Consider the following 11002-nt stretch of genomic DNA (forward strand, 5'->3'; position numbering starts at 1 on the left):
CCGCCGCCAGCGCTTCGTTCAGCGGCACCACGCCCGCCAGCGCCGCCGCCACCACCGATTCCAGCACCCCCAGACCCGAGGGCACATGCGTCAGCGCCCCCGCCACGCCGGCCAGCAGCAGCGCGCCCAGCACCAAGGGGTACGGCGCGCGGCCCTGCAACAGGTTCCACAGGCTCAGCGCCATCAGCATCCACACCGCGGCGCCCATCGCCGCCTGCACCAGCGCCACGCGGGCGCCCGCCAGCGGCAGCGTGTGGCCGCGCCAGCGCAGCGCCTTGCGACCCCCGAACGCGCACAGCGCGTGGTAACCCACGGCCACCAGCAGCAGCACGGCGCCCAGCGCGCGCAGCGCGCCCGCGCCGGGGGCCCCATCGACCCGCAAAGGCGGGGGCGAGCACACCAGCACCGTGCCCAACACCCAGCACCAGCCCAGCCAGTTGGCGATGAAGCTGTGCGTCACCATCTGTCCCACCGTGCCCGCCGACAGGCCGGCCCGCGTGTACAGGCGCAGCCGCATGCCCACGCCGCCGATCAGCGCGCCGAAGTTGAGGTTGAAGGCGTAGGCGATGGCGGCCACCGCGAGCGTGCGCCCGCGGGTGATGCGCGCGCGCACCAGCCGGCGCCCGATCAGGTCGTAGGCGGAGAACAGGGTGTGCGCGCACAGGGCCAGTGCCAACGACGCGAACACCACGCGCAGCGGCAGCTCGCGCAGCGAGGCCCACACCCGGGCCCATTCCACCTCGCGCGCCTGTTGCGCCACCAGATAGAGCACGGCCGCCGCCAGCAGCCAGGGCAGCCAGCGGCGCGCGTGCGGCCACAGGCGCTTCAAGGCCCGGCCCGAGCTCATCGCCCCTCCTGTACGGGCGCGGGCTCTGGCTGGACGGGCACCACGCGCGGGCTGGCATGGTGCGCCCAGCGCGCCCAGGCCGGGAAACGCCGCAGCGCATGGAACACCACCAGGCTGCGCAGCACGATCCAGGCCGAGCGCAGCCGGCCGGGCCGCGACAGGCGAACGGGCTCGCAGCTGCGCCGCAGCACCTGGTCCAGCGTGTCGCGCAGCACGGCGGCGAAGGCCTGGTCGCGCACGACCACGTTCGCCTCCAGGTTCAGGCTCAGGCTGGTCGGGTCCAGGTTGCTCGATCCCACCGTGGCCCAGTGGTCGTCGATGACGGCCACCTTGGCGTGCAGCGGGCGCTCGGTGTATTCGTGGATGCGCACCCCCGCGCGCAGCAGGTGTTCGTACAGCAGCATGGTGGCGCGCTGCACCCAGGGCATGTCGGGATTGCCCTGCAGGATGAGGTCCACGCGCACGCCGCGGCGCGCCGCGCGGCGCAGGTCGCGCACCAGGCGGTAGCCGGGGAAGAAGTAGGCATTGGCGATGAGGATGCGCGAGCGCGCGCTGCGGATGGCGGCGCGGTAATGGCGCTCGATGTCGGTGGTGTGGCGGTCGTTGTCACGCGTGACGAAGGCGGCCACCGCGCCCTCGGCGGGTCCCGGTGGGTCGTCCGGGTGGCGACGCTGGCGCAAGCGGCGCCAGCGCTGCAGCCACATCTCGCGCGGGGGCTGCGGCGTGTTCAGCTTGGTGCGGCAGTAGGCCTCGATCTGCTCGACCAGCGGCCCCTCCAGGCGCACGGCGTAGTCGAGCTTGGCCTGCGGGTCCAGGCCGATGACGTGGTCGCGCGAGTAGTTGATGCCCCCCACGAAGGCCACGCGCCCGTCGACGACGGCCAGCTTGTTGTGCATGCGCCCCAGCATGTTGATGCGCGCGCCGAAGAGCCGGCGCACCGGTTCGAAAGCGCGCAGCCGCACGCCCGCGTCGAGCAGGCCCTGGGTGAACTCCGCGCCCAGGTCGGGTGACCCCCAGCCGTCGACGAGCACGTGCACCTCGACGCCGCGTTCGGCGGCGCGCATCAGCGCGGCGCGCAGCTCGCGGCCCACCGAGTCGTCGAACCAGATGAAGGTCTCGATCAGCACGGCGTGCTTCGCCGCGTCGACGGCCTGGAACACGCAGGGGTAGTAGTCCTCGCCGCAGCACAGCAGCTCGATGCGGTTGCCCGGCAGCCAGCGCGAGTTCATGGAACGGGTGGCCGTGTTCATGCGGCCTCCCCGAGGCGAACCTCCGCCGCCAGCGGCGCGTGGTCGGACAGGCGCGACCAGGGGTGGCGCGGCATGGGCAGCGGCCGCACCGAGGCCACGCCACGCACGTAGATGCGGTCGAGCCGCAGCAGCGGCCAGGCGGCCGGGAAGCTGCACGCGTGCCGGCCCTGGGTCTGGCGGAACACCTCGCTCAGGCCGATGCGCGCGAGCCGCGCGTCCGCGCGCTGGCGCCAGTCGTTGAAGTCGCCCGCCACGATCAGGGGTGCGTCGGGCGGCACCTCGCTGTCGATGACCTCGCGCAGCGCGGCGATCTGCGCCTGGCGATCGCGCTCCAGCAGGCCCAGGTGCACGCACATCAGGTGCAGGGCGGGCAGCGTTCCGTGGCTCACCACGCAGTGCAGCACGCCGCGCTGCGGCACCGTGTGCGGCCCCGAGAGACAGTGGTTGCGGCTCTTGACGATGGGAAAGTGCGAGAGCACGGCGTTGCCGTAGCTGTCGCGCGGCGCCACGGCGTTGCGGCCGTAGGCGTGGTCCTTCCAGATGCTGTCGGCCAGGAACTCGTACTGCGACACCCCGGGGTGGCGCTCGTCCGGCTCGCCGCCGCCGCGCACCTCCTGCAGGAAGACCAGATCGCTTTGGACCGCGCGCACGGCCTCGCGCAACTCGTGCAGCACGAAGCGCCGCTTGAAGAAGCTGTACCCCTTGTGGATGTTCACCGTCAGCACACGCAGGCTCCCCCGCTCTCTCTGCACGGGCATTGCACACTCCTTCCGGTCGCGCCCGGCGACGTCTTGTTCATGAGGCCGTCCATGGTGCGCGTGCCAGTGGGGGGCGGGGGCAACCACCGGTAAATGCGCCCCCGGCGCAGCCGGTCGCTGCCTGCCGGCTGATTGACATTTCGGCCGGGGGTGCTAGGGGGCCGCATCGGGCGCGGGGGGGCTGCGCGGCGTGCGCGCGGCGGCGGTGGCCCCGGGGCGATCGGCTACAGTGTTCGGCTGTTCTCGCCCGCCTCCCGCCCGCCGACCGTGACCGACTCCCTGGCCGCCCACACCCCCATGATGCAGCAGTACCTGGCCCTCAAGGCCGGGCATCCGCACACGCTGCTCTTCTACCGCATGGGGGATTTCTACGAACTGTTCTACGAGGACGCCGAGAAGGCCGCGCGGCTGCTGGACATCACGCTGACGCAGCGCGGCCAATCGGCCGGCAAGCCGGTGGTCATGGCCGGCGTGCCCTTCCATTCGGTGGACACCTACCTCGCGCGGCTGATCAAGCTCGGCGAGTCGGTCGCGATCTGCGAACAGGTGGGCGACGTGGCCACGGCCAAGGGGCCGGTGGAGCGCCAGGTGGTGCGCGTGGTCACCCCCGGCACCCTGACCGACGCCGAGCTGCTGTCGGACAAGAGCGAGTCCCTGCTGATGGCCGTGCACGCGGGCGCGCGCACGGGCTGCGGCCTGGCCTGGCTGTCGCTCACGCAAGGCATCGTGTTCCTGGCCCAGTGCGCCAGCGACGAACTGGCCGACTGGGTGGCCCGCCTGGCGCCCGGCGAACTGCTCTACAGCGCCGAGACCACGCCCGCCTTCGAGCAGCGCGTCATGGCCCTGGCCGGCGCGCCCACGCCGCAGGGCGGCAAGCTGGTCACGGTGCTGCGCCCGGCCTGGGCCTTCGACGCCGCGCTGGGCCAGCGCAAGCTGCTCGAGCAGCTGCAGGCCGCCAGCCTGGCCGCCTGGGGCGCCGAGGACCTGGGCGACGCGCACGCCGCCGCCGGCGCCCTGCTCGCCTACGCCGAACACACCCAGGGCCGCGCGCTGGCCCATGTGCGCAGCCTGCAGGTGGCGCGCATCGACGAGCGCATCGACCTGCCACCGAGCACGCGCCGCAACCTCGAGCTGGTGCAGACCCTGCGCGGCGAGAGCAGCCCCACGCTCTTCTCGCTGCTCGACACCTGCGCCAGCGGCATGGGCAGTCGCGCGCTGCGCCAGTGGCTGCTGGAGCCCCGGCGCGACCGCGCCGAAGCGCGCGAGCGCCTGGGCGCCATCGGCGTGCTGCGCGCGGGCCCCTGGCAGCGCCTGCGCGAGCGGCTCAAGGGCTGCAGCGACGTCGAGCGCATCACGGCGCGCATCGCGCTGCGCCAGGCCAAGCCGCGCGAGCTGGTGGGCCTGGGCCAGACCCTGGGCCGCGCCGGCGAACTCGCGTCGGCCCTGGCCCCGCTGGGCACCGACGCCCTGCTCGCCCGCCTGGCCACCCATCTGCAGCCGCCCGCCGGCTGCGCCGAGCTGCTGCAGCGCGCCCTGCTGAGCGAACCCTCGGCGCTGGTGCGCGACGGCGGCGTCATCGCAGACGGTTTCGACCCCGAGCTCGACGAGCTGCGCGGCCTGCAGCAGAACAGCGACGCCTTCCTCATCGAGTTGGAGGCGCGCGAGCGCGCGCGCACCGGCATCGCCAACCTGCGCGTGCAGTTCAACAAGGTGCACGGCTTCTATATCGAGGTCACGCAGGGCCAGCTCGACCGCGTGCCCGACGACTACAAGCGCCGCCAGACGCTCAAGAACGCCGAGCGCTTCATCACGCCCGAGCTCAAGGCTTTCGAGGACAAGGCGCTGTCGGCGCAGGAGCGCGCGCTGGCGCGCGAGAAGTGGCTGTACGAAGGTCTGCTCGACAGCCTTCAGGCCTTCATCGACCCGCTCACCACCCTGGCGCGCGCGCTGGCCGCGCTGGACGCGCTGTGCGCGCTCACCGAGCGATCGCTCACGCTGAACTGGTGCGCGCCCAGCTTCGGCAGCGAACCGGGCATCGAGATCCGCGGCGGCCGCCACCCAGTGGTGGAGGCCCGCCTGGCCGAGACCGGCGCGGGCGCCTTCATCGCCAACGACACGGTGCTGGGCCCCAAGGCGCGCATGCAGGTCATCACCGGCCCCAACATGGGCGGCAAGAGCACCTACATGCGCCAGGTGGCGGTCATCGCCCTGCTGGCCAGCATGGGCAGCCACGTGCCCGCGCAGTCGTGCCGCCTGGGCCCCATCGACGCCATCCACACCCGCATCGGCGCGGCCGACGACCTGGCCAACGCCCAGTCCACCTTCATGGTGGAGATGACCGAGGCGGCGCAGATCCTGCACACCGCCACGCCCAACAGCCTGGTGCTGATGGACGAGATCGGCCGCGGCACCTCCACCTTCGACGGCCTGGCGCTGGCCGGCGGCATCGCCGCGCACCTGCACGACAAGGCGCGCTGCTTCACGCTGTTCGCCACCCACTACTTCGAACTCACCGAGTTCCCCGCCACGCACCACGCGGCCGTGAACGTGCACGTGAGCGCGGCCGAGGGCGGCAGCAAGGGCATCGTGTTCCTGCACCAGATCGAGCCCGGCCCCGCCAGCCGCAGCTACGGCATCCAGGTGGCCCGGCTGGCGGGCGTGCCCGCCCCGGTGGTGCAGCACGCCCGCCACGCCCTGGCCGCGCTGGAGGCGCACAGCGCCGAGCAGCAGACCCAGGTCGACCTGTTCGCGCCGCCGCCCGCGGCCGAGGCGCCCGAAGCGCACCCGCTGGTGGCCGCCCTGGCCGCCATCGACCCCGACACGCTGAGCCCGCGCGACGCGCTGGACCAGCTCTACCAGCTGAAAAAACTCGCCCAACAGGCCGCCACCGAGGCCGGGAGCCCGTCATGACCTACTGCGTCGCCGTCAAACTCAAGGCCGGCATGGTCTTCCTGTCCGACTCGCGCACCAACGCGGGCCTCGACCAGATCAGCTCGTTCCGCAAGATGATGGTCTACGAGAAGGCCGACGACCGCTTCATGTGCCTGCTGTCGGCGGGCAACCTGAGCGTCTCCCAGTCGGTGCGCGAGATGCTGCAGACCGAGCAGCTCGACGACCACGAGGGCGGCGAGCCCATCACCATCTGGAACGCGCGCAGCATGTTCGACGCCGCGCGCGTGCTGGGTGCGGCGGTGCGCCACGTGTGGCAGCGCGACGGCGAATCGCTGCAGCGCGCGGGCGTGGACTTCAACGTCTCGCTGATCTTCGGCGGCCAGATCCGCGGCGAGGGCATGCGCCTGTTCCAGGTCTATTCGGCCGGCAACTTCATCGAGGCCACGGCCGAGACGCCTTTCTTCCAGATCGGCGAGTCCAAGTACGGCAAGCCCGTGCTCGACCGCGTGATCACGCCCGAGACGCCGCTGGACGAGGCGGCCAAATGCGCGCTGGTGTCCATGGACTCCACACTCAAGTCCAACCTGTCGGTGGGCCTGCCGCTGGACATGGCGCTGTACGAGGCCGACACCCTGCGCATCGACAAGATCGTCTGCATCGAAGAAAACAACCCCTACTTCCGCATGGTGCGCAGCACCTGGGGCCGCAAGCTGCGCGAAGCCTTCGACGACATCGAGCACCCCACCTGGGACGGCAGCCAGACCAGTGTGCCGCTGATCTGCGACAGCGAGCGCCTGGGCCCGCTCAAGAAAATCACCAACCCGCGCGAGCGCCTCATCTAAGGCGGTGCGAGAGAGCCCCGGCGTGATCGTCTTCTCCCACGCCAACAGCTTCCCCGCGGGCACCTACCAGGCGCTGTTCCGCTCGCTGCGCGCGCGCGGTCACACCGTGCGCGCGGTGGAGCAGTTCGGCCACGACCCGCGCTACCCCGTCACCAGCAACTGGCCGCACCTGGTGCAGCAGCTGGCCGACTTCGCCGCCGCCGAGGTGGCGCGCACGGGTCAGCCCCCCTGGCTGGTGGGCCATTCGCTCGGCGGCTTCCTCAGCCTCATGTGCGCGGCGCGCCACCCCGAACTGGGCGGCCAGCGCGTGCGCGGCGTGCTGCTGATCGATTCGCCGCTGCTGGGCGGCTGGCGGGCGCGCACGCTGGAGCTGGTCAAGCGCACGCAGCTGGTGGGTTCGATCTCGCCCGGACGCATCAGCCGCAAGCGCCGCCAGGCCTGGCCCGACGCGGCCGCCGCCCTGGAGCACCTGCGCCACAAGCGCGCCTTCGCGCACTGGGACCCGCAGTGCCTGAGCGACTACATCGAGCACGGCACGCACGACGCCGACACGCCCCAGGGCCCTCAGCGCGTGCTGAACTTCGACCGCGAGGTCGAGACGGCCATCTACAACACCCTGCCCCACAACCTGGACCGCCTGCTGCGCCGCCACCCGCTGCGCTGCCCGGTCGGCTTCATCGGCGGCACCCGCTCGCAGGAAATGCAGCAGGTGGGCATGGCCATGACGCGCCGCGTGCTCGGCCCAGGCGGCGAGGCACGCCAGCGTTTGATCGAAGGCTCGCACCTGTTCCCCATGGAGCGGCCCCAGGAAACGGCCGCCGCCATCGACGAGCTGCTGGCCGCGATGGCCTGAGCGCAGGCACCGGACCACCCCCGTATCGCCCCCGATGGTGGAGGCCCCCCATCGATATATGCTCGCCGCCGTGACCACCGACGACGCCCCGCCCGCCGACGCCACCCCCGACACCGCCAGCGCCCGAGCCTTGCGCCGGCTGCGCCTTCTGCTCACCTCCTGGAACCCGCACCGCCACCCCTGGTGGCTGCGCATCGGCGTGGCGGTGCTGCTCACCGCCGCCGCCACCGCGCTGCGCGTGGCGCTGGCGCCGGCAGAAAGCGGCGGGCGCTTCGTCACCCTCACGCTGGCGGCCGCGGTCTGCGCGCTCTACGGGGGTTTTCGCATCGGCATGCTCAGCACGCTGCTGGGCATGGCGGCGGTCAACTTCCTCCTGGTGAAGCCCTATTTCAGCTTCGCCATCAGCGACCTCCACGAGGCCTTCTGGCTCAACTTCTGGCACCTGCTCACGCAGCTCGTGGTGGTGGGTTCCATCGCGCTGATGCAACGCCAGACGCGCGAGCTCCATGCCACCATGGAACAGGCCCGCCGCAACCACCAGCGCATGCTCGACACCTTCGAAAACAGCGCCACCGGCGTCGTGCACACCCGCCCCGACGGCCGCTGGATCCGCATCAACCGCAGCTACTGCGAACTGCTGGGCTACACGCGCGAAGAACTCGAGCGCACCAACTGGCAGCAATACACCCACCCCGACGACCTGGCGGCCGACCTGGCGCAGATGCAGCGCGTGCTGCGCGGCGAAACCGACCACTACACGATGGAGAAGCGCTACTTCCACAAGCGCGGCCACATCGTCTGGGTGCTGCTGTCGGTTGCGCTGATCCGCAAGGCCGACGGCTCGCCCGACTACGAGATCGCGGTGGTGCAGGACATCACCGAGCGCAAGGCCATCGAGGAGGCCTTGCGCACCAGCGAGCGGCTGCTGTCCCAGGCGCAGGAACTGGCCCAGATGGCCGGCTGGCGCTACGACGCGGCGCGGCGCGAGTTCACCTCGCTGGGCAACGCGCACGTGATCATGGGCATCCCGCGCTCGGTGTTCAGCGACCTGGACATGGTGGCCGCCACCCACCCCAACGACCGCGAGCGCATGCAGCAGGCCTGGGCCGACGCCTTCCGGCTCGGCCGGCCCTACGACATCCAGTATCAGCTCAACCTCACGGGCGACTGGCGCTGGGTCTCGGTGCGGGCCGAGTTCGAGCGCGACGCCACCGGCCGCGTGACCCACGGCCTGGGCATGCTGCTCGACATCACCGAACACAAGCGGGCGGAGCTGCAGATCCAGCAGCTCAACGCCTCGCTGGAGGAGCGCATCCGCGAACGCACCCAGGCCCTGAAGGCCGCGTACGACGAACTGGAGAGCTACTCCTACGCGGTCGCGCACGACCTGCGCTCGCCGCTGCGCATCATCAACGGCTTCGCCCAGGCGCTGAAGGAAGACAACCCCGCGCTGCCGGCCGAAAGCCACCGCCACCTGGCGCGCATCCGCGAGGCGAGCAAGAAGATGGGCGAGCTCATCGACGGCCTGCTCAAGCTGTCGCAGATGGCGCGCGGCGAACTGCAACGCGCGCCGGTGGACCTGTCGGCCATCGCCACGCGGCAACTGCGCGAGCTGGCGGCCACCTCGCCCGAGCGCCAGGTGAGGTGGTCGGTGCAGCCGGGCCTGGTGGCCCTGGCCGACGAGCCGCTGATCGAGGCCCTGCTGCAGAACCTGCTGCACAACGCCTGGAAGTACAGCGCCCAGACCGAGCGGGCGACCATCCAGCTGCACATGCAGGAGCGCGACGGTCGGCGCGAGTTCGTGGTGGCCGACAACGGCGCGGGCTTCGACATGGCGCGCGCGGGCAAGCTGTTCCAGCCCTTCCAGCGGCTGCACCTGCCGCAGGAATTCGCCGGCCTGGGCATCGGCCTGGCCACGGCGCGGCGCATCGTGCTGCGCCACGGCGGCGAGCTGCGCGCCGACAGCGCGCCAGGCCAGGGCGCGCGCTTCTACTTCACGCTGCAGCCGCAGGCCTGAATCGGGCGCTCGTCAGGCCGTCCAGTTGATCCAGCCGCCCCAGGCGGTGAGCGCGATCAGCACGCCGAACGCGATGCGGTACCAGGCGAAGGGCACGAAGGTGTGCGACGAGACGAAACGCAGCAGCCAGCGCACGCACACCCAGGCCGACAGCCAGGACACGATGAGGCCGGTGGCGAAGAACGGCAGGTCGGCCATGGACAGCAGGTCGCGGTTCTTGTAGAGGTCCAGCGTGGCCGCGCCCAGCAGCACCGGCAGCGCCAGGAAGAAACTGAACTCGGTCGCCGCGCGCCGGCTGTAGCCCACCAGCATGCCGCCGATGATGGTGGCGCCCGAGCGGCTCACGCCCGGCACCAGGGCCAGGCACTGGATCAGGCCGACCTTGAGCGCGTCGGTCCAGCGCACGTCGTCCACGGCCTCCACGCGAACCGGCGCGCCGCGCGCCTGGCGCGCCTCCGCCCAGAGCATGATGAAGCCGCCGACGATGAAGCCGGCCGCCACCACGAAGGGGTGGAACAGCACGCTCTTGATGACGCCGATGAACAGGAAGCCCAGCACCGCCGCCGGCAGGAAGCCGATCAGCACGTTGGCCGTGAAACGGCGCGCCACCGCGTCGCCCGTGGGCAGGCCGCGCAGGGTGTCGAGGATGCGCTGGGCGTAGACCGAGACGATCGCCAGGATCGCGCCGGTCTGGATGACGACCTCGAAGACCTTGACCTTCTCGCCCGTGAGGCCGAGCAGGTGGCCCGCCAGGATGAGGTGGCCCGTGGAAGAGACGGGCAGGAATTCGGTGAGGCCTTCGACCACGCCCATGAGGGCGGCCTTGATCAGCAGAATCGGGTCCATGCGGTGGGGGGTTCGGAGAACGCGGTTGGGCAGTCGGGCATTCTAGGTGGCGCGCCGGCCGCGGCCCGCGGGCGCGAAACAAAGCGCAACGGCCGCCCGCGCGGCCGCGTGCTATGTTCGCGGCCATCATGCCCAAGACCCTGCGCTACACGCTGATTTCGCTCAAGGAGATGCTGCTGTCGGGCAGCCCCATCGTGCTGATCACCATCGCGCTGGTGGCCTTCACCTGGTGGTGGCTCAAGCCCAATCCGCCCACGCGGGTGGTGCTGGCCACCGGGCCGGAACAAAGCGCCTACGACACCTTTGGCCAGCGCTACGCCGAGGCGCTCAAGCGCCACGGCATCACGGTGGAGCTGGTGCGCACCGAAGGCTCGGCCGACAACCTGGACCGGCTGCGCGAGGGCACGGTGGAGCTGGGCTTCGTGCAGGGCGGCACCGCCGACATGGGCTACGACGACGACGAGAGCATCGTCTCCCTGGGCAGCCTGTTCGTGGAGCCGCTCTGGCTGTTCTACCGCGAGGCCGCCGCGCGCAAGATCAGCCCCAGGGATGGCACGCTGCGCAACCTGGCCGAGCTCAAGGGCTGGCGCGTCAACGTGGGCACACCGGGCAGCGGCGTGCCGCGCCTGTTCAACCGCCTGCTGGAGGTCAACCGCATCGAGCCCGGCCAGATCACGCTGAGCCGGCTGGAGCAGAC

Annotated in this window: 9 protein-coding genes; 5 read left to right on the forward strand and 4 right to left on the reverse strand. The window is 71.5% G+C overall.

The features are described from left to right. The 3 genes from BGO22_RS12650 to BGO22_RS12660 form a co-directional block, all read right to left on the reverse strand. Nucleotides 1-847, reverse strand: an 847-nt coding sequence (locus tag BGO22_RS12650; RefSeq protein ID WP_286851125.1) for a putative bifunctional lysylphosphatidylglycerol flippase/synthetase, incomplete at its 3' end; no start/stop codon positions are given. After that, nucleotides 844-2097, reverse strand: a complete 1254-nt coding sequence (clsB, locus tag BGO22_RS12655) for a cardiolipin synthase ClsB (protein WP_070397605.1) — start codon at nt 2095-2097, stop codon at nt 844-846. The genes BGO22_RS12650 and clsB, both read right to left, overlap by 4 nt. After that, nucleotides 2094-2855, reverse strand: a complete 762-nt coding sequence (locus tag BGO22_RS12660) for an endonuclease/exonuclease/phosphatase family protein (RefSeq protein WP_070397604.1) — start codon at nt 2853-2855, stop codon at nt 2094-2096. Before BGO22_RS12660 ends, clsB begins: the two co-directional genes overlap by 4 nt. A 297-nt stretch (nt 2856-3152) precedes the next feature. On the opposite strand from BGO22_RS12660, the gene mutS reads away from it, so the two are divergent. From mutS to BGO22_RS12680, 4 genes are read left to right on the forward strand one after another with little or no spacing between them, the layout of a single operon-like run. Then, on the forward strand, nt 3153-5765 hold the full coding sequence (gene mutS, locus BGO22_RS12665; RefSeq protein ID WP_070397773.1) for a DNA mismatch repair protein MutS: 2613 nt from the start codon (nt 3153-3155) through the stop codon (nt 5763-5765). Further along, nucleotides 5762-6589: a proteasome-type protease gene (locus BGO22_RS12670; RefSeq protein ID WP_070397603.1), complete on the forward strand. Its 828-nt coding sequence runs from the start codon at nt 5762-5764 to the stop codon at nt 6587-6589. Before mutS ends, BGO22_RS12670 begins: the two co-directional genes overlap by 4 nt. 22 nt (nt 6590-6611) lie before the next feature. Further along, a complete protein-coding gene (locus BGO22_RS12675; protein ID WP_204742800.1) occupies nt 6612-7442 on the forward strand; it encodes an alpha/beta fold hydrolase in 831 nt (276 codons plus the stop codon). 58 nt (nt 7443-7500) lie between these two features. After that, entirely contained in the window at nt 7501-9459 is a 1959-nt protein-coding gene (locus tag BGO22_RS12680) for a PAS domain S-box protein (protein ID WP_070397602.1), read from the forward strand. A gap of 12 nt (nt 9460-9471) precedes the next feature. On the opposite strand, the gene BGO22_RS12685 is transcribed toward BGO22_RS12680, so the two are convergent. Beyond that, nucleotides 9472-10305 (reverse strand): undecaprenyl-diphosphate phosphatase, encoded by an 834-nt coding sequence (locus tag BGO22_RS12685; protein ID WP_070397601.1) that lies wholly within the window; start codon nt 10303-10305, stop codon nt 9472-9474. 128 nt (nt 10306-10433) lie between these two features. Between BGO22_RS12685 and BGO22_RS12690 the strand changes: the two genes are divergently transcribed. Next, nucleotides 10434-11002 (forward strand): TAXI family TRAP transporter solute-binding subunit (locus BGO22_RS12690; RefSeq protein WP_286851130.1); only part of this gene is annotated, 569 nt, incomplete at its 3' end.

The sequence above is a fragment of the Hydrogenophaga sp. 70-12 genome, from assembly GCF_001897365.1.
Classification (GTDB): Bacteria; Pseudomonadota; Gammaproteobacteria; order Burkholderiales; family Burkholderiaceae_C; genus Hydrogenophaga; species Hydrogenophaga borbori.

Coding starts and splice junctions, on each gene's coding strand:
- BGO22_RS12660 (WP_070397604.1), bottom strand. CDS start 2,855: ATGCCCGTGCAGAGAGAGCGGGGGAGCCTGCGTGTGCTGACGGTGAAC.
- mutS (WP_070397773.1), top strand. CDS start 3,153: ATGATGCAGCAGTACCTGGCCCTCAAGGCCGGGCATCCGCACACGCTG.
- BGO22_RS12685 (WP_070397601.1), bottom strand. CDS start 10,305: ATGGACCCGATTCTGCTGATCAAGGCCGCCCTCATGGGCGTGGTCGAA.
- clsB (WP_070397605.1), bottom strand. CDS start 2,097: ATGAACACGGCCACCCGTTCCATGAACTCGCGCTGGCTGCCGGGCAAC.
- BGO22_RS12670 (WP_070397603.1), top strand. CDS start 5,762: ATGACCTACTGCGTCGCCGTCAAACTCAAGGCCGGCATGGTCTTCCTG.
- BGO22_RS12680 (WP_070397602.1), top strand. CDS start 7,501: ATGCTCGCCGCCGTGACCACCGACGACGCCCCGCCCGCCGACGCCACC.